The organism is Micromonospora saelicesensis, assembly GCF_900091575.1.
Classification (GTDB): Bacteria; Actinomycetota; Actinomycetes; order Mycobacteriales; family Micromonosporaceae; genus Micromonospora; species Micromonospora saelicesensis.
Map to the genome: position 1 here is coordinate 399,264 of NZ_FMCR01000001.1, position 18,604 is coordinate 417,867.

Genomic DNA, 18,604 nt, shown 5'->3' on the forward strand with positions numbered 1-18,604 from the left:
GGCGCGGCTCCTTCCACGTGTACGGCTTGACCGACGGCGGTGCCGACCGGCGCAGGCGATCTTATCGGCGAACGCGGTCGAGCACGTCGTCCCGGAGCGAGACCATCCGATCCCGGGTGGGCGCCTCGACGTTGAGTCGCAGCAGCGGCTCGGTGTTGGAGGCGCGCAGGTTGAACCAGGCGCCGTCGGGGAAACGCAGGGTGAGCCCGTCCATCTCGTCGGCCACCGCGTCGGGGTACGCAGCGCGCACCTCGGCCACCGCTGCCGCCTGGTCGGCCACCGTCGAGTTGATCTCGCCGGAGGCGATGTAGCGCTCGTACTCACCGGCCAACACGGACAGCGGCAGCGACTGCTCGCCCAGCGCGGCCAACGTGTGCATCGCCGCGAGCATCCCGGTGTCGGCGAACCAGAAGTCCCGGAAGTAGTAGTGCGCGGAGTGCTCGCCGCCGAAGACGGCGTTGGTGCGGGCCATCTCCGCCTTGATGAAGGAGTGCCCGACCCGGGCGACGACCGGCTGCCCACCGTGTTCCCGGATGATCTCCGCCACGGCGCTGGAGGTGATCAGACCGTGGATCACCGTGGAACCCGGGTGCTTGGCCAACTCACGGGCTGCCACGAGTGCGGTGATCGCCGACGGTGAGACCGGCTCACCGCGCTCGTCCACCACGAAGCACCGGTCGGCGTCACCGTCGAAGGCCAACCCGATGTCGGCCCCGTGCTCGACCACCGCGCGCTGGAGGTCGACCAGGTTCGCCGGGTCGAGCGGGTTGGCCTCGTGGTTGGGGAAGCTGCCGTCCAACTCGAAGTAGAGCGGCACGATCTCCAGCGGCAGCGGCGACAGGGCCGCGTCGCCCAGCACTGTCGGAACGGTGAAGCCACCCATGCCGTTGCCGGCGTCGACGACCACCTTCAACGGCCGGATGCCCGAGAGGTCGACCAGCTTGCGCAGGTAACCGGCGTAGTCGGGGAGCAGGTCGCGCCGCTCGGCGGGCCGCGTCGGCGCACCGGCGGGACGAGCGTCGCCCGAGTCCAGGAGGGCCTGGGCCCGCTCCCGGATCTCGGCCAGACCGCTCTCCTGGCCGATCGGGCGGGCACCGGAGCGGCACATCTTGATGCCGTTGTACTGCGCGGGGTTGTGGCTGGCGGTGAACATCGCGCCGGGCAGGTCGAGCGAACCGGACGCGTAGTAGAGCAGGTCGGTGGAGGCGAGGCCGATCTCGATCACCGAGCGGCCCTCGGCGCGGACGCCGGCGGCGAACGCGGCGGCCAGGCCGGGCGAAGTGGCCCGCATGTCGTACCCGACGACGACGGCGTCACCCGGCTCATCGGTGGAGTTGAGCAGTTGGGTGAAGGCGGCGCCCAGTGCCTCGGCGACCCGTTCGTCCCACTGGTCCGGCACCGTCCCGCGGACGTCGTACGCCTTCACAATCTGGGACAGATCAGACACGTGTTCCACTCCTTGGCCGCAGGTTAGACACCGATCCTGAGCCTAACGGAGGGTCGGGCCGTACTCCGCTCAGCCGGGGAGCCGGGGAATGAACACGGTGTGGCCGCCGCCGTCGGTGGGCGGGTCACCGGGCTTCGGGCGACCGTCGGGACCCGGCATCGGCTGGGTGGCCTCGGGCGCCGGGGTGTCCGGCCGGGCACCGTAAACCCCGCCGGTGGCGGGACGCGGTGACGGCACCGCACCACCCCAGGTGGCGGGCGGCGGCTGCTGGCCGTACACCTGACCGGGGCGACCGGGCGCGGCCGGCAACCCGCCCCCGGCGCGGTAGGTGGTGCCGCCGGGGTTGCCCGGCAGGGTGCCGGGCGCGTCGTCCGACGGCTTCCGGTCCTGCCGCGAGCGACGGAACAGCAACACGATGAGCAGCAGTCCGACCGCCACCAGCACAATGCCGAAGTACATCACCGGTGATCCTCCTCCGGACGACTCGGCGGCGGTCGCCGTGGTGTTCGGCGCCGCGGAGACGCCACCCTGCGCCGCCGGGTTCACCGCTTCGTCGACGGTCGCGACCTCGGTCGGGCTCGGGGTCGGCGTCGGCTTCTTCGACTGCGACGGAGTCGGCGACGGAGTGACCCGGGCTCCGGTCAGCCGCGCCGCGTCGGTGGCGTGACCAAGCGTCTGGCCTGCGGCGCTGATGCCCGCGCCGCTGACCACGAGACGGCCTCCCGGCGAACCCGCCGCGAACGCCACCCGGTACCGCACCGTGATGCCCTTGCCCTTGCACAGCGTCGGCTTCGAGGGTGACGTCTGCGCGGTCGACACGGTGCCGGTGCCGCCGGAGACGGCCACCGGGAACCAGCGCCCGCCCGCGTTGACCTCGACCGCCACCTGGTTCGGCTGGAGACCCTCCAGGCTGAAGCCCAGCGCGGTACGCAGCAGGACGCACCCGTCGGTGCGCTTGCGCACCGCGACGTTCACCCCCTGCGCGGAACCACCGGCGGCGAAGCTACTGGCCGCGCCCACCCGGACCGAGTCCTGATCGGCCAGCGCCGGTGACGCACCGAGCATCACCAGGCCGCCCGCAAGACCGCAGACCGCCGCGAGCCGTGCCACGCGTCGACGCACTGTCATGATTACCTCGCCGTTCTCCCCGGGTGGGGTCCGCGGGTCAGGCTACTACCGGCCCACCCACCCCACCGGTCATAGAGCGCCCCGCATGTGTGCGGCGTTACGGTTTACGGCTCCTCCGGCCGACCTCCTGGTGACCGGACTGACCAGCCAACCAGCGGGCCTGCTCCGCCTCGGCGAGGGCGTCACGGCACAGCCGGTCGGCGGTGCGGGTGGTCTCCGGCAGCCGGTAGCGCGGAGTCAACGCGAGCACCTGCGCGGTCGCGTTCTCCAGGCTCATCCGATGGCCGACGCTGACGAAGACCGGCTTCACCCCGTCGCGGGTCCGCAGCACCCGACCGACGACCTCGCCACCGTCGCGCAACGACGACCAGGAACCCCGCTCGGCGGACGGCTGATCCCACACCCCGACCAGTGGCGTCTTCGCCACCCCGATCGCGGGCAACCCGGTGATCACCCCCAGGTGGCAGGCGAGCCCGAACCGGCGCGGATGGGCCAGCCCGTGCCCGTCGCAGACCAGCAGGTCCGGGGTGGTGGTCAGCCGGTCGAGCGCAGCGAGCAACGCGGGCAACTCACGGAAGGCGAACAACCCCGGCACATAGCCGAACGCGGGTCGCCCCACACCGACCGCGGAGTCCACCACCGCCAGGGTCCGGGCGTCCAGGACCGTCACGGCCGCCGCCAGCAGGTCACCACCCTCGGCGTACGCGACGTCCAGGCCGGCCACCGTCGCGGGCGCGCTCGGCCCCGGCCCGGCCAGGTCCACCAGCGGCCGCAACTCCTCCTGTACGGCCACCGCCTCGGCGACACTGCCCGGCCCTGTTGTCCCAGTGGCCGCCGCTGGTGATGATCCACTCGGCTTCACGGAAGTCGGGCTATCCCACGGCACTGGATGCCCCGACTTCAATGAACCGGAGTCGATCACCCTCGGCCTGAGACGTCGGCGCCATCCCCGGTGGCCCTACCGTCCGAGCCGCCCCGAGCAGGGTCACCGTCGGCCCGGCTCCTGACCGCACCCAGGCCGAGCGCGAAGGCAATGCCGAGGGCGACACCGAAGGCGACGCCACCCTTCGCCCCGAACACGGGAATGCCGATCGCCAGACCGATCAGGATGCCGACCGGCCAGGCCCAGACGGTGGACCTGACGCTCTGCGTACCGGATCTCGCCATGCGTCGATCTTATTCGGGTCCCGCCACCGACCCGTCCCTCCGTCTCTCCATCCGCGGGGCATGCCTACTGCACTCTCGCTATGTCCGGGTCCGCGCCAGGATCACCGGCCGCGCGAAGCTGCTTGCACGCGCAATCACTGCCGACCGGATGGCTGCGGGCCACTGGCGCTGACACCGGGCGTGAACATGGCTCGGATGCCGTCCTCGTCGGGCAGCGCCGTACCCCCGCTGACGGTCTCGGCCACCCTCTCGGCCGTGGCCCGATCAACAGTTTCGAAGCGGTCGACGTTTCGATAGTCGTCGACAAAGCGAACGACCAGAGCTGGATCGAAGGCCCAGCGTCCGCTGCGGTGGTCCCAGAGGATGGCATTGCCTGCGCCTACGTCCATTACGAAGAGTCCGGCCGGACCCCCGATCCTCTCGTCATTCCGGTAGACCACGTAGTAGGTCAGCCTGCGGCCCATCTGATTCGTCACCAATCCCGGGCGCACACCCGAATCGACTGCGTCGACTTTGACGCCTATCGGCGACTCGCGATCGAGGCGACCTGTACGCCCGCCGCTTCAACCTGCGCCCGGACCGCGGCCAGCAGATCCTGTACGTCCGAGTCGTCCGGCTCCGCCAGCAGGTCGATGTCGAGGCGCCATCCTCGGCTGTCCACGTCGCGCCAGAGCCCAACGTTCGTAGATACCCCTGCGATTGTCCGTTTGACTTCGCCGAACAACTCGTCCCAGTCGTCGCCGAGCCGCCCGACCTCACTCAGGCCGAGCACTGCCCGCAGACGGCCCAAAGTGGCGCGGTCCACGTCCCCGTCCAGATCAATCACCCAACTAGCTGACATCTGCTTCCCCAACAATCCAGTCCGAATCTCGGAAGTGGGACGACACTCCGGTTCCGGTTCGATCCGGCGGACCGGAACCAGGAAAAATCGCCGGCACCACGTCGCGGCCCAAATCACAGGCGTGCCGTTCAGCCCAATCAAACAGATGAGGGAAGCACTCTCGCGCCACCTTTTTCGTTACGAAGCCGTACCTCGCGTTGACGACACGAAGGCCAGGATATTTATCGGCCGCGTGTTGCCGAGCCCGCTCCACCATCTCATCCGAGGAAATCTGAAAGTCGTAGTCGCTCGGCTCTTCCAGGCCCAGCCGGTACATGGAGTCGAACGGCCTACGCAGTGGAAGCGGCCCTCCCTGCGACCAGCCCTGCAGACGCGCCAACGCCTCCGGGTTGTCTACCAGCTCGGACTCCGTCGGCATCTGCTTGTGGGGCCCCGAGAAGAAGCGAGCCGATGAGCCTTGAAGCCGAATGTCGACGGTTGACAGGTCCAGGCCATCCTCGCGCAATGCATCGAAGAGATCGGCCCTCATCCGTGCGAACTCCTCCTGGGTAGCTCCGAGAGGCGCCGACCTTTCGGCCCAGGCCAGGACGGCATCGGGTGTGATGCCGAGGAACTCGCAATCCTTCGGGTTCAGCTGGCGGCCAGATTCATCCGCAGGCAACAACGGACCGGCAGCCTGCCAGCTGCGGTCGCCCCGCTCTTCTGCTGCGGTCTCCTTCACGGTCTCGACGCGGTTCTGCCCGCTACCGGCGTCGGGGGCCGAGCCCGGGCCGTCGAGGAGTAGGTACATCCGGTTGATGTACGGGTCGCCGTGGCCGCCGTCGTCGTGCGTCGGCGGGTGATCCGGCAGGTCGGGCCGTTCGCTGAACCGGCCCCGGGGTAGTCCGCCGAGCGGCATCGGTCGGCCCTCTCCGCTCAGCACCAGCGCGTCGATGCCGACCACGTTGGGGTAGAGCGGCCGGTCCCGGACCACGCCGTTCTGCGGGTCCACGTAGAGCACCGTGCCGTTCTGGTTGAGCGCCACCCAGGCGTGCGAACCACCGTGCGCCCACTCGGTGACCAGGAACGAGTAGCTGCCGTGGCCGCCCAGCAGCAGTTGGTCGTGCAGGTTGCGGTAGCCCCGGTCGGCGGCCTGCCGCGCCTGCGCGGAGTCCGTACGTTGACCGGACGCCGGGGCGAGGAGTTGCTGGAAGCGTCCGCCGGTCACGTCCTCCACCCGACCTGGGCCGCCTGCCTCGCCACGGATGGGGCGCCGGATGTCACCGTCGAGGTAGCCGTCGAAGGTTCGGGGCGCCGATACGCGGGGTCGCCCGTGCACCCACGTCTCGAACAGGGACAGCGTGCAGTCCAGGCAGTTGATGCCCCGGGTGGCGTCGGCCGCGGGACCGCCGTCGTTGAGCAGCCCGAACCAGCCGCCGTGTCGGGGGTCGGCGGTGCGGGTGACGGTGCCGTCCGGATCGCGGGGCATCTGTCGTTCGACGTCGACCTGGTGCAGGGCGAGCGGTGGCCGGAGTCCTCCGGGCTGCCCGTACGGCCGGGAGTCGTCGATCGGCGGCGGATCGTCGTCGCCGGTGAGCCTGGACGGGCCGGCAGTCTCCACCGCGCCGAGCGCGAGCGCGCCCACGTCCCGGTTGGCGTGCTCGAAGGTGGCGGTGATGTCCACGACCGGCGGGGCCGTGGTGCCGGCCAGCACCGCGTCTGCCACGTCACGCCATTCGGCGTACGCGCGAGCTTCCTCGTTCGCGGCGCGCTGCCAGCCGTCGGCCCACTGCCGGTTGCCGGCCTGGTGCAGTTGTCGGGCGTAGGTGGCGTACTCGACGGCTCGGCGATCGTGCTCCACGGCACGGGTGCGCAGTCGGGCGGCCTCGGCCTGCCGGCGGTTGTTCTCGAACCCGATCCGCAGCGATTCGTAGTGGTCCTGGTAGCGCCGCCGCTCGGCGGCTTCCGCCGCTGCGGCCCACTGCGCCGCGTACGCGTCGTTGGTCTCGGGCTCGCGCACCGACGGGGCGCCGAACGCGGCCACGTCGACGGGGATCGACGCCCTTCCCCGGGCGGGATGGTCGGGCGCCCGCACCGGTGCGGGCGTCTCCCGGGTCGGGACACGCGACGGCACGGCGAACCGACCCACCACCGGTGGGGTGGGGACGGCCGGCAGCGGCCCGTTGGTGGTGGTCGGGACGCCGAAGGTGACCGGTGCCGCTGGGCCGGGGGTGATAGTCGGTGCGGAGTGGCCGGTCGCCGGAGACCAGGCGGTCGGTCCGGAGGTGGTGGGGTGCGGCGAGTTGCCGGGCTGGACCGGCGGGACACCGCTGGCAGCCGGCCCGCCGCCCGATTCGAGGGGGCCGGCCACCGGCGCGGACGCCGACGAAAGCCTCGGATCGGCACCCACCACAGACCGACTCGGATCAGCCACCGCCGAGGTGGCCGGATCGGCAGCCGAAGCCGACGCGACCGGACCGACACCCACCGCCGACGTGGCCGGGTTGGTGCTCTCCGCCGAGAGCACGGGGTCGGCCGGGTGTGGGACGCCCGCTCTGTCGCCGAACGACCCGCCCGTGGACGGTGTCACCTCGGACGTGCCCACCGAACGGCCGAACACGTCCACGTCGGACACCGCAGCGACCGGCATTGGTGACGACGTCTGCACGTCGGGCGCGACCTGAGACGCCAGCCCGGCTTCCCGTGACTGCTCGACAACCGGTGTCGTCGGCGCAGCCGACTGGTTCGGCGGCGTGGTGGCGACGCTCTCCGTCGCCTGCATCGGAATGCCCGCAGCCGTAACCAGGCCACCCGAGGCCACACCACCGACAGCCCCCGCAGAAGCAGCCCCCGCCGCGGTCGAGGCCGCAGCAGACGAGACCCCGAGGGAGGGAGACGCCCCCGCAGAGGCCGCATCCCCCGCGACAGGCGGCGCAGCCGGAAGGGAGGGACCCGTGAACGATGCTCCGGCGAGGGCGTTGGCCTGTGCGTCGAGCCGGGCGCGTAGCGCGTGGTCGGTCTGCCCGGTGGCCGAACCGGTGGCCCCGGACGCGGCGGCGCGCGCCACGTCCTCCATCGAGGTCAGGCCCTGACCGGTGGCCAGGCTCGCCGCGCTGTCGGCGAGCACCTCGCCGGTCATCTCCCGCCCCAGGTGCTCCCCGACCTTCGCCGCTCGCCCGGTCGCGTGCCGGCCCAGGCCGGCCAGCGGTGCCACCGCGCCGCCGGCCAGCCCGCCCACCGCCGAGGCGCCGAGGTCGGTCAGGTCCAGGCCGTGTGCCCGCCCGGTGGAGTTCTGGTACGCCTGGGTGGCCAGGGTGACCCCGGCCTCCTCGGTGGCCTCCTCCAGCCCTCCCCGGGCGGCCCGCTTGGCGAGCCCGCGTGCACCACCTCGGGCGACCTCCTTGGCGGCCCGCTCGCCGGCCTCCTTGAGCCCGTGCTTGAGGGACTTGCTGGCCAGTTGGCCCATCAGCCGCTTGAAGATCTGTTGGACCAGCAGCCGCGTCGCGGTGATCGCCGCCCCGGCGGCCGGGGTTGCCGCACCGGCGGTCAACACCGCCGCCACCGCCACGGTGAGAAGCTCGATGACCAGGATGCCCAGCTCGATCCAGACTTCCAGCTTGGCGCCCTCGATGTCGCAACCGCACTCCTCGACCAGTCGGCCCAGGTCGGCCGTGACCGCGAGCAGCACGGGCAGCGGGGCGTCGGAGCCCTCGGCGATCCCCCGCCAGGCCGCCTCGAACGCCGCGTCGACAGCCCCGACGCGGCCGTACCCGTTGTGCACCTCGACGGCGGCCGCGGCGGCGTCGGCGTGCGGCCCGGCGAGCACGGAGGCGACCGCGTACCACTGGTCGGCGACGTCCCAGACGGCCCGCTCGTTGCCCTCCGGCCACTGCACGCCGACCACCCAGTCGAGGGCCTCGTAGATCCAGCCGGGCACGTCCCACGGCGCGTAGTCCAGGGGGTGCGGGATGGGGCTCGGCAGCACGCTCATCGGGATCGTCGGCCGTCAGCGCCGGTCGGCGGCCCGACCGACCCGGGCGGCGCTGGCCCCGTCGGTCTGCACGCTCGCGTCGACCGCCTCGACCACGTCGCTGCCCAGCTCGGTGAGCCGGTGCCCGACGCCGGCCCAGGCGCGCAGCACGGTCTGCTCGAACCCGCGGTAGTTGCGCTCGAAGGCGGCGCCGATGTCGTCGCGACCCCAGGGCCGGGCACCGCTGGCGGCCTCGATCGCGCCCCCCTCCGCCGCACGACGGGCCGTCACCGCCTCGCCGGCGAGCGCCAGGTCGGCGGCACCCCGGCGGGCCCGGGACGGATCAAGCCAGAGCTGCCCGTCGGTCATGGCTTCGCCTCACCTTTGCCGAGTACGGCGTCGGCCCGACCGAGCAGCTTGGCGTAATCGCCGGTCCTGAGGAAGTCCGTCGCCCCGGAGCCGGCCGGCATGCTCTCGGCGACGAGGTCGCGGGTGGCGTCGGCGGCGGCGGTCGCGGCGGCCCGGATCGTTTCGGTGACCTTTCGGCCGAGCGCGTCGGCGTCGCGGTCCCGGTAGATGGCCGGCGTCAGCTCGACCTCGATCAACTGGCCCTGCGCGCCCACTGTCGCCGTCACCTGCCCGTCGGCCGACCGGCGGGTCACCCGCAGCGCGGCGAGCCGCGTCTGGAGGGTGTCCAAACCGGATCTGAGCTGCTGGTACTGGCCATAGACGTCGTCGAATCGGGCCCGTAGCTCGCGATTGACGCCCCGGTCCGCCTGTTCGTCCACCGCCGCCCTCCCGTCACCGTCGGTAGAGCGAAACAATACCGGCCGCCATCGATCCGTGTAGTCCGGTAGTTTCAATGCGTGATCGACCGTCAACAGGCCGAGCAGCTCGCGGCCACCTGGGCCCGCCGTGACTCGCAGCGTCTCGGCCACGAGTGCACACCGATGGTCGACGAGTTCGACCTGGGGTGGGTCATCACGTCCGTCGTGCCCACCGAGGTGCGCACGGTGCCGGGTGACCTGCCGACGACAGTCATCGACAAGCAGACCGGCACGGTCACCACCTGGCCCCGGGTGCCGAGCACTGTGGTGGCGGAGCTGTACCGGCGTAGCCAACCCGCGGGGCCGACAGCTCCCCGCACTCTCGACCCGTCGAGCCTGCTGGTCCGGGAAATCCATCGGGGTGCCACCCCGAACACCGCCGCGCACCTGACCATCGACGGACGGATCTGGACGGCCCAGGGCACGAAGGCCGACGTGCCACTCAACCATCACCCGCTGGTCCGCGACTATCTCGGCCAGCTGCCGCCCGGCGAGCTGGTTCGCGGCGGGGAGGCGCACGCCGAGCTGATCGTGATCTCCGACGTCCTGCACGAGTACGACCACCGTCGCGCCGCCGAGGGCATCGCGCCGATGGGGCGGGCCGAGGCAGCGGCGCTGCTGGAGGGCGCCCGCTTCGAGATCTTCCGGATCCGTGAGCCGGGCGATCCCGCTGGTGGGCCCGCCGAGCGGCCCTGCGACTCGTGCATCGCCTTCCTGGTGCGGGCGAACGTCCTGCCGGAGTCGGCTCGCGCCTACACCGAGACCTGGACCGCGCCGGAGGCACCCGACCCCGATCCTGGGCGGTTCCCTTCCGAGGTCGCGAACGCGCTGGTCGCGGCCGGTTGGCGGCCACACATCGGGGATCAGATCATGGCCGCCGCCGCCGTACGGGACGTCACGTCGGTGCATGGGCGCAACCATCGGCACGAGGTCTTTCCCGCCGCCGTGGAGGCGCTGACCGCGTTCCCCAGCCTGGTCGGTGCGCGGCGCGGCCGGGGTGAGCAGGTGTGGATCTCCCGTTTCGACATCCGCCCGCACACCATCGCGCACACCGCCGACACCCTCGCGGACTTCGCCGCGGTGCTCGGCGTACGCCTCTTTCCGATCGGCACCGAGCAGCAGGACAGCATCCTGGCGGTGGACGAGCGCGGCCGGGTCTTCGCGCTCGACCAGGCCGGCGAGTGGTTCCTCGGCGACACCATCGACGCCGCGTTGACCACCCTGCTGCTCGGCCGCGCGCCCGCCCGGGTTCGTGACGACGGCACCTGGCAGGCCGACTGACCCGGCAGCGTTGCCGGGCTAGAGCGCGAGGCCGGTCAGCACCATGACCCGGGGCTCGGTGTAGTCGTCCATCGCGCTGCGCAGACCCTCCCGGCCCACGCCGCTGCCCTTCACCCCGCCGTAGGGCATCTGGTCGGCACGGTACGACGGCACGTCACCGACGATCACCCCGCCCACCTCCAGCGCGCGGGCGGCGGCGAAGGCCACGTCCAGGCGCCGCGTGAAGACGCCGGCCTGCAAGCCGTACGCCGAGTCGTTGACCGCTGTGAACGCGGCCTGGTCGTCGGCGACCGGGGTGACCACCAGCACCGGCCCGAACACCTCCTCGGCCACGACCTTGGCGTTCGCCGGCACGCCGGTGAGCACGGTCGGGGGGTAGGTCGCGCCGTCGCGGAGGCCGCCCACCTCGACGGTGCCGCCTGCGGCGACGGCCTCGGCCACCCACGTCTCGACCCGGCGGGCCGCGTCCTCGGACACCATCGGCCCGACGTCGGTCAGCTCGGACGCGGGGTCTCCGGTCCGCAGCCCTCGCACCGCCGCCACCAGCCGGGGCAGGAAGTCGGCGTGCAGGGCGTGGTGCACGTACACCCGCTGGACGGCGATGCACGACTGGCCGGCCTGGTAGTTGGCGAACGTCGCGATGCGCTGCGCGGCGAAGTCCAGGTCCTCGTCGGCGGTCCAGTCCGCACAGAGCACCGCGGCGGCGTTGCCGCCCAACTCCAGCGTCACGTGCTTCTCCGGCGCGGCGCGGCGGATGGCCGCGCCGACCGGCCCGGAGCCGGTGAACGACACCACCGGTAGCCGGGGTTCGGTGACCAGTTCGGCGGCGCGGTCGTTGGGCAGCGGCAGCACCGAGAACATCCCGGCCGGGAGGTCGGTCTCGGCCAGCAGTTCGCCGAGCAGCAGCGCGGTCAGGGGCGTCGCGGGCGCGGGCTTGACGATGATCGGCGCGCCGACGGCGATGGCCGGGGCCACCTTGTGGGCGACGAGGTTGAGCGGGAAGTTGAACGGCGTGATGCCCAGCACCGGGCCTCGCGGCACCCTGCGGACCAGGGCGATCCGCCCGCCGGCGGCCGGGTCGGTGTCGAGTCGTTGCAACTCGCCGGAGAAGCGGCGGGCCTCCTCGGCGGCCCAGCGGAAGGTCGACACCGCACGCCCGACCTCGGCGCGGGCCCACTTGAGCGGCTTGCCGTTCTCCGCGGTGATCAGGGCGGCGATCTCTCCCGCGCGCTCGGCGAGCCGCCGGGACACGTGGTCGAGGGCCGCCGCGCGGGCGTGCGCGGGCAGGGCCGCGGCCTGCGCGGCCACCCCGGCCGCCGCGGCGACGGCGGCGTCGACCTGGTCGGGCGTGGCGACTGTGGTACGCCCCACCGGGCGGCCGTCGTACGGGTGGTGGACGGTCAACTCACCCTCGCCGGTGGCAGGGCGGGAGGCGACGAAGAAGGCTGCGGGCTCCACGCCGAGCAGCGTAGCCGAGCGACCAGTCGACGGAAACAGTCGCGATAACCCTTGTCTGCCGCGAATTCAGTAGCGAAGATGGCAGAGAGATTGCGATAACCGCCGCAGAACCGCGCCCCCGGCCCCCTCGGAGTGATCCCTCATGAGTGACCAGCAGCAGCTGCGCAACTTCGTCAACGGCTCCTACGTCGACCCGTCCGATGGCGGTTACGCCGACCTGGTCGACCCCTGCACGGGTGAGGTGTTCGCCCAGGCCCCGGTCTCCGGCGCCGCCGACGTGGACGCGGCGATGAGCGCCGCCGCCACCGCGTTCGAGAGCTGGCGGGAGGTCACCCCCGCCGAGCGGCAGCGGGCACTGCTCAAGCTCGCCGACGCCGTGGAGGCGCGCGCCGCCGAGCTGGTCGACGCCGAGGTCCGCAACACCGGTAAGCCCCGCCAGCTCACCGCCGAGGAGGAGCTTCCCCCGGCGGTGGACCAGTTTCGGTTCTTCGCCGGCGCCGCCCGGATGTTGGAGGGACGGTCCGCCGGGGAGTACCTGGCCGGGCACACCTCCTACGTGCGGCGTGAGCCGATCGGCGTCTGCGCGCAGGTCACCCCCTGGAACTACCCGCTGATGATGGCGGTCTGGAAGATCGCCCCCGCGCTCGCCGCCGGCAACACGGTGGTGCTCAAGCCGTCGGACACCACCCCGGTGTCGACGCTGCTGCTCGCCGAGATCGCCGCCGAGTTCTTCCCACCGGGAGTGTTCAACGTGGTCTGCGGCGACCGGGACACCGGTCGTACCCTCGTGTCGCACCCGACCCCGCAGCTGGTGTCGATCACCGGCTCGACCCGCGCGGGCATGGAGGTCGCCGCCGCGGCGGCCCCCGACCTGAAGCGCACCCACCTGGAGTTGGGCGGCAAGGCCCCGGTAGTGATCTTCGACGACGCGGACGTGGCGGCGGCCGCCGAGGCCATCGCGCTGGGCGGCTACTTCAACGCCGGGCAGGACTGCACGGCGGCCACCCGGGTGCTGGCGGGCCCCGGCATCCACGACGACTTCGTGGCGGCGCTCGCCGACCAGGCCCGCAACACGAAGACCGGCGCCCCGGACGACGCCGACGTGCTCTACGGTCCGCTGAACAACGCCAACCAGCTCACCCGGGTCAGCGGTTTCGTGGACCGGCTGCCGGACCACGCGGCGATCCAGACCGGCGGGTCCCGGCAGGGCGAACGCGGCTACTTCTACGCGCCGACCGTGGTCTCCGGTCTGCGTCAGGCCGACGAGATCATCCATGACGAGGTGTTCGGGCCGGTGATCACCGTGCAGCGCTTTTCCGACGAGGACGAGGCGGTGCGCTGGGCCAACGGCGTCGACTACGGCCTGTCCGCATCGGTCTGGACGCGCGACCACGGCCGGGCCATGCGGATGACCCGTCGACTGGACTTCGGCTGCGTCTGGGTCAACACGCACATCCCGTTCGTCTCGGAGATGCCGCACGGCGGCTTCAAGCACTCCGGACACGGCAAGGACCTCTCGGTCTACAGCCTGGAGGACTACACCCGGATCAAGCACGTCATGCACAACATCGAGGGCTGACCCATGCCGTCGAGCGAGGAGCTGCACAAGCGGCGCGGTGACGCCGTGGCCCGGGGTGTCGGCAGTGTTGTCCCGTCCTACGTGGACCACGCCTCCGGCGGGACAATCACCGACGTGGACGGCCGGGAGTGGATCGACTTCGCCGCCGGCATCGCCGTGACCAGCGTGGGCAACTCGGCTCCGAGGGTGGTCGAGGCGGTCCGGGCGCAGGTGGAGCGGTTCACCCACACCTGCTTCATGGTCGCGCCGTACGAGTCGTACGTGGCGGTCTGCGAGCAGCTCAACGCGTTGACGCCCGGCGGTTTCGCGAAACGCTCGGCGTTGTTCAACTCGGGCGCGGAGGCGGTGGAGAACGCCGTCAAGGTCGCCCGGCACGCCACCGGGCGGCCGGCGGTCGTGGTGTTCGACCACGCGTACCACGGCCGGACCAACCTGACCATGGCGTTGACCGCGAAGAACATGCCGTACAAGCACCGGTTCGGGCCGTTCGCCGGGGAGATCTACCGGGTGCCGATGTCGTACCCGCTGCGCGATGGTGGGCTCTCCGGCGCGGAGGCGGCGGCCCGCGCCGTCGAGATGATCGAGAAGCAGGTCGGCGCGGAGAACGTCGCCGCGCTGCTCATCGAGCCGATCCAGGGCGAGGGTGGCTTCGTCGTACCCGCGCCGGGTTTCCTGCCCGCGCTGCGGGCCTGGGCGACGGCGGCCGGGGTGGTCTTCGTCGCCGACGAGATCCAGACCGGTTTCTGCCGTACCGGCGACTGGTTCGCCTGTCAGCACGAGGGCGTCGAACCCGACCTGGTGACCCTGGCCAAGGGCATCGCCGGTGGCCTGCCGCTGGCCGCGGTGACCGGTAGGGCCGAGCTGATGGACGCGGTGCACGTGGGTGGGCTCGGCGGCACGTACGGCGGCAACCCGATCGCCTGCGCCGCCGCGCTGGCCACCATCGAGACCATGCACGAGCTGGACCTGGCCGGTGCGGCCCGACGGATCGAGTCGGTGCTGGTCCCCCGGCTACGGGCCATCGCCGAGCGGGATCCCCGGGTCGCCGAGGTACGCGGCCGTGGGGCGATGCTCGCCGTGGAGCTGGTGCTGCCGGGCACCCTCACCCCCGACCCGGTCGCCACCGCGGCGATCTCGGCGGCCTGTCACGCCGCCGGCCTGCTCACCCTGACCTGCGGCACGTACGGCAACGTGCTGCGCTTCCTGCCCCCGCTGGTGATCTCCGACGGGCACCTCGGTCGGGGTGCCGACCTCCTCGACGCCGCCTTCGGCTGAGCAGCGGAGCAGGCTGAGCGGCTGAGGGGCCCGGTGCGCGGGCCCCTCCGCCGATGTCAGCGAAGCACCTCGACAGTGTTGCGGCGCACCAGGTTCTTGCCCGGCTCGCGGATCTGCTCCATGGCGGCGGAGTTGAGCAGCACGCAACTGCCCGACGGGCCGGTCACCGTCACAGTGGTCGTCCGGTTGTTGTCCAGGTTGGTCACCCGCAGCCGGGTGCCCACCGGGAACTGCCCACTGGTCGCCGCCGGTCCGGCCGCCTCCTCGAAGAAGGTGATCGCCCCCGAGCACGCCGACCGGGGCGCCGGGCCGGGCGCGCCGGGAGACGCGGCGCCGGGGCGGACGGTGCCGGGGGCCGGAGCGCCGGCGGGCGGGGCCGCGCCGTCGACGCGTTCCACCACGTTGCGGCGGATCACGTTCTTCCCCGGCTCGCGGACCAGCTCCATGGCCGCCGCGTTGAGCAGCACGCAACTGCCCGACGGGCCGGTCACCGTCACAGTGGCGGCCCGGTTGTTGTCCAGGTTGGTCACCCGCAGCCGGGTCCCCACCGGGAACCGGTCGCTGGTCGCCGCCGGCGCCCCGCCCTCCGCCGAGAAGGTGACCGAGCCGGAGCAGACCGACGACCGTGCCGGGGCCGTGTCGGCGAATCCGAAGCTGGTCCCCACCGACACGCCCACTGCGGCGAGCACCGCCACGCTCGCTGCCAGCACGTGCCTGCGCTGCACCCTCATCGCCGTCACTCCCGTCCTCGGTGGTGTCCTTCACCCACCGGTACGGACCGGAGCGTCCTACCGTTCAGCCGGCACGGGTATCGATCGTGCGGCGGCCAGGTCCACCGGCCCGTACCGGGTGCGCGGGGCCCCGGTGATCAGCGCCCAGTAACGGTCGCCGTACGACCAGTGCCACCACTCGGTCGGGTAGTTCACCATCCCCGCGCCGCCGAGGGCGTCCACCATGATCTGCCGGTGCCGACGGGCGGTGCCGCCGATCGCCGGCGCGTCGGTGAAGCAGGCGTCGGCGCTGTCCTCCGGGGTGGCGTCGATGGCCGTGCCCAGGTCCAGCTCCACACCGTCGTCGGTGCAGAGCGTCAGGTCCACCGCCCCACCGGTGCTGTGCGGGGCCACCTCGACCGGCGAGACGAACTTCGTGGTCTCCCGGTGCAGCCGCTGCGGCGACCAGTCCGGGTGCCGTCGGCGCAGCTCGTCGCGGTAGCCGGTGAAGATGGCCAGTTGCGCCTGGTACGGCCGGTAGCCCTCGACCACCAGCAGCCGCAGCCCACCGGGCAGGGCACGCTGCGCGGTCAGCAGGCGGTCCACGACACCGGCACGCAACCGGGCGTACGCCCCGGCCGGGTCGGCCGCCCGGCCGTCGAGCCGCAGCTCCGGCACCTCACGCAGGTCCACGAACTCCTCGCCGTCGTCGGCGCTGGGCACCGCCGCCACCCGGGGGTCGGAGAGCAGGATCATCTGATGCTCCCCGCCGTGCTCGCGGACCGTTCCGCGTGCCGGAGCCGGGCCAACTCGACGAGTCGGTCCACCACCTCCCGGTAGCCGACCCCGACGGCGGCCCACACCTTCGGGTACATCGAGTGCGCGGTGAAGCCGGGCATCGTGTTCAGCTCGTTGACGTACAGCTCACCGGACGTCTCGTCGTAGAAGAAGTCGACCCGGGCCAGACCCCAACCGCCGATCGCGGCGAACGCGCGCAGCGACAGCTCGCGGACCCGCGCGGTCACCTCGTCCGGCAGCACGGCGGGGACGATCATCGGGTCGGCGTCGCCGAAGTACTTCTGCTGGTAGTCGAACCAGCCGCCGCTGACCTGCACCTCGCCCACCGCCGACGCCTCCGGACGCCAGCCACCGAGCACCGCGCACTCCAGCTCCCGACCGGCGACCCCCTGCTCGACCATGACGAGTTGGTCGTGGCGAAGCGCCTCCTCCACGGCGGCGGCCAGGTCGTCACCCTCGCCCACCCTGGAGATGCCGATCGACGAACCCATGCTGGCCGGCTTGACGAAGAGTGGCCGGCTCAGCCCGGTCACCAACTTCTCCGGGTCGTCGACCGCCCGGTATGTGTGCGCGTCGAACGACACGTACGGGGTGACGGGGATGTCCTCGGCGCGCAGCGCCCGCTTCATCGCCACCTTGTTCATGCCGACCGCCGAGGCGAGGATGCCGCACCCGACGTACGGCACGTTCAGTGACTCCAGCAGCCCCTGCACCACCCCGTCCTCACCGTACGGGCCGTGCAGCACCGGGAAGAGCACGTCCAGCTCGGCGTGCACCGCGCCGGGGGCGTTACCGGCGGACACCTGCACGACACCCGGACGCGGACCGGCGCGCAACTCGACGGCCGGCCCGGTCACCACCAACTGGTCGTCGATGGCCCGCTCGCCGGCCGGCCGGTCGCGCAACTCGGCCAGCAGCGCGTCGGGCATCAGCCGAAACCCGCCGCTGCGGGTGACGCCGATGGCGACAGTGCGGTAGCCGCCCCCGGCGAGCGCCCGGGCCACCCCGAGCGCGGAGGCACAGGAGACCTCGTGCTCCGCCGACGGTCCACCGAACAGGATTCCGATCCGAACTGGCGCGCTCACGCCGCCGCCCCTTCCTCAGCCAGGTCGGCGGATCGCGGGGCCATCAACCGGGCCACCAGCGCCTCCTCCACGTTTCCGCCGGTCAGCACCACGCCGACCGTCCGCTGCCGGTCCCTGGCCGGGGCGAGACGGAGGGCGCCGGCCAGGCCCGCCGCCCCGGAGGGCTCGGCGAGCACCTTGAGCTCCGTCAGGATCAGCCGGAACGCCGCTGCGATCTCCTCGTCGTCGACCCGGACGACCCCGCGCAGCGTGTCCCGCACGATGGCGAACGGCAGCTCCCCCACGCAGGACGGCCGCAGCCCGTCCGCGATGGTGGGCGCCGGCGTGACCGGCACGCGTACACCTGCCGCCAGGCTGCGGGCGAGCGAGTCGCAGCCCACCGGCTCCACGCCGTACACCTCGATGCCGGAGCCGGCGGCGGCCAGGCACGCGCCGGCCACCCCGCCACCACCACCCACCGGTACGACCAACGCGTCCAGCGGCGTCCCCGCGCGCTCGGCGTCCTCGATCAGCTCCAGGCTCGCGGTGCCCTGCCCGGCGATCACGTCCGGGTGGTCGTACGCGTCGACGACGGGGTGACCGCTCTCGTCGCTGAGCCCGTTGGCCACCGCCACCCGCTCCTCGACGCTGGTGCCGGCGAACACCACCCGCGCTCCCGCCGCGCGCGCTCGGTCGACCTTCGTCGATGCCGCGTCGACTGGCAGCACCACTGTCGCCGCGAGCCCGTGCTGCCGGGCCGCCAACGCCACCGCCACCGCGTGGTTGCCGGTGCTCTGCGCGATCACCCCGGTGTGGCCGGCCATCGCGAGGCGGCCGACCGCGCGCAGCGCGCCCCGCATCTTGTAGGAGCCGCCGTTCTGGAGGTTCTCCGCCTTGAGCAGGACCCGCGCCCCGGCAAGCTCGTCGATCACCGGGGACCGCAGCACGGGGGTACGGACCACGCGGCCGGCAAGCCAGCGGCTGGCCTCCTCGACATCGGCCCGGACCTGGCCAACGGTGCGTGTCATCGTCTCTCCTTTTCGGGCACACCACAGGCGGGGTCCAGCGGTACGTGGACCC

At 72.3% G+C, this 18,604-nt stretch carries 17 protein-coding genes; 3 read left to right on the plus strand and 14 right to left on the minus strand.

Annotation, left to right across the window (positions count from 1 at the left end; genetic code table 11):
• Positions 1-61 precede the first annotated feature (61 nt).
• From GA0070561_RS01895 to GA0070561_RS01935, 9 genes are all read right to left on the minus strand, one after another.
• Positions 62-1,447 (minus strand): phosphomannomutase/phosphoglucomutase, encoded by a 1,386-nt coding sequence (locus tag GA0070561_RS01895; protein ID WP_091397152.1) that lies wholly within the window; start codon positions 1,445-1,447, stop codon positions 62-64.
• Between the two features lie 69 nt (positions 1,448-1,516).
• The gene (locus tag GA0070561_RS01900) at positions 1,517-2,575 is read right to left on the minus strand and encodes a hypothetical protein (protein WP_141710303.1); all 1,059 of its coding nucleotides are present in this window, start codon (positions 2,573-2,575) and stop codon (positions 1,517-1,519) included.
• Between the two features lie 97 nt (positions 2,576-2,672).
• Complete coding sequence (gene nfi, locus GA0070561_RS01905; RefSeq protein WP_244166029.1) at positions 2,673-3,368, minus strand: deoxyribonuclease V; 696 nt, start codon at positions 3,366-3,368, stop codon at positions 2,673-2,675.
• A gap of 125 nt (positions 3,369-3,493) precedes the next feature.
• Positions 3,494-3,742 carry a hypothetical protein gene (locus tag GA0070561_RS01910; protein WP_091394033.1) on the minus strand — a complete coding sequence of 83 codons (249 nt, stop codon included), beginning with the start codon at positions 3,740-3,742 and terminating at the stop codon, positions 3,494-3,496.
• Between the two features lie 134 nt (positions 3,743-3,876).
• Positions 3,877-4,218 carry a hypothetical protein gene (locus tag GA0070561_RS01915; RefSeq protein WP_141710304.1) on the minus strand — a complete coding sequence of 114 codons (342 nt, stop codon included), beginning with the start codon at positions 4,216-4,218 and terminating at the stop codon, positions 3,877-3,879.
• Between the two features lie 44 nt (positions 4,219-4,262).
• Positions 4,263-4,568, minus strand: coding sequence for a hypothetical protein (locus GA0070561_RS01920; protein WP_091394039.1), 306 nt, complete (start codon positions 4,566-4,568; stop codon positions 4,263-4,265).
• 4 nt (positions 4,569-4,572) lie between these two features.
• Positions 4,573-8,553, minus strand: coding sequence for a toxin glutamine deamidase domain-containing protein (locus GA0070561_RS01925; protein ID WP_091394042.1), 3,981 nt, complete (start codon positions 8,551-8,553; stop codon positions 4,573-4,575).
• 15 nt (positions 8,554-8,568) lie between these two features.
• A complete protein-coding gene (locus tag GA0070561_RS01930; RefSeq protein ID WP_091394045.1) occupies positions 8,569-8,901 on the minus strand; it encodes a hypothetical protein in 333 nt (110 codons plus the stop codon).
• Positions 8,898-9,320: a YbaB/EbfC family nucleoid-associated protein gene (locus tag GA0070561_RS01935; RefSeq protein WP_091394049.1), complete on the minus strand. Its 423-nt coding sequence runs from the start codon at positions 9,318-9,320 to the stop codon at positions 8,898-8,900. The genes GA0070561_RS01930 and GA0070561_RS01935 overlap by 4 nt, the downstream gene beginning before the upstream one ends.
• 78 nt (positions 9,321-9,398) lie before the next feature.
• Between GA0070561_RS01935 and GA0070561_RS01940 the strand changes: the two genes are divergently transcribed.
• On the plus strand, positions 9,399-10,640 hold the full coding sequence (locus GA0070561_RS01940) for an SUKH-3 domain-containing protein (RefSeq protein ID WP_091394052.1): 1,242 nt from the start codon (positions 9,399-9,401) through the stop codon (positions 10,638-10,640).
• Between the two features lie 18 nt (positions 10,641-10,658).
• On the opposite strand, the gene GA0070561_RS01945 is transcribed toward GA0070561_RS01940, so the two are convergent.
• Positions 10,659-12,098, minus strand: coding sequence for an aldehyde dehydrogenase family protein (locus tag GA0070561_RS01945; RefSeq protein WP_091394056.1), 1,440 nt, complete (start codon positions 12,096-12,098; stop codon positions 10,659-10,661).
• A 142-nt stretch (positions 12,099-12,240) separates the two neighbouring features.
• On the opposite strand from GA0070561_RS01945, the gene GA0070561_RS01950 reads away from it, so the two are divergent.
• Both GA0070561_RS01950 and gabT read left to right on the plus strand, forming a co-directional pair.
• On the plus strand, positions 12,241-13,677 hold the full coding sequence (locus GA0070561_RS01950) for a gamma-aminobutyraldehyde dehydrogenase (RefSeq protein ID WP_091394059.1): 1,437 nt from the start codon (positions 12,241-12,243) through the stop codon (positions 13,675-13,677).
• A 3-nt stretch (positions 13,678-13,680) separates the two neighbouring features.
• Positions 13,681-14,952 (plus strand): 4-aminobutyrate--2-oxoglutarate transaminase, encoded by a 1,272-nt coding sequence (gene gabT / locus GA0070561_RS01955; protein ID WP_091394062.1) that lies wholly within the window; start codon positions 13,681-13,683, stop codon positions 14,950-14,952.
• A 56-nt stretch (positions 14,953-15,008) separates the two neighbouring features.
• Here gabT and GA0070561_RS01960 read toward each other — a convergent pair whose 3' ends face one another.
• The 4 genes from GA0070561_RS01960 to GA0070561_RS01975 are packed head-to-tail and all read right to left on the minus strand — an operon-like array spanning position 15,009 to position 18,552.
• Entirely contained in the window at positions 15,009-15,683 is a 675-nt protein-coding gene (locus tag GA0070561_RS01960) for an RlpA-like double-psi beta-barrel domain-containing protein (RefSeq protein ID WP_091394065.1), read from the minus strand.
• Positions 15,684-15,740: 57 nt separating this feature from the next.
• The gene (locus GA0070561_RS01965) at positions 15,741-16,418 is read right to left on the minus strand and encodes a M15 family metallopeptidase (RefSeq protein ID WP_091394068.1); all 678 of its coding nucleotides are present in this window, start codon (positions 16,416-16,418) and stop codon (positions 15,741-15,743) included.
• Complete coding sequence (locus GA0070561_RS01970) at positions 16,415-17,545, minus strand: D-alanine--D-alanine ligase family protein (RefSeq protein WP_091394069.1); 1,131 nt, start codon at positions 17,543-17,545, stop codon at positions 16,415-16,417. The genes GA0070561_RS01965 and GA0070561_RS01970 overlap by 4 nt, the downstream gene beginning before the upstream one ends.
• Complete coding sequence (locus GA0070561_RS01975; protein WP_091394072.1) at positions 17,542-18,552, minus strand: threonine ammonia-lyase; 1,011 nt, start codon at positions 18,550-18,552, stop codon at positions 17,542-17,544. The genes GA0070561_RS01970 and GA0070561_RS01975 overlap by 4 nt, the downstream gene beginning before the upstream one ends.
• Between the last annotated feature and the right edge of the window lie 52 nt (positions 18,553-18,604).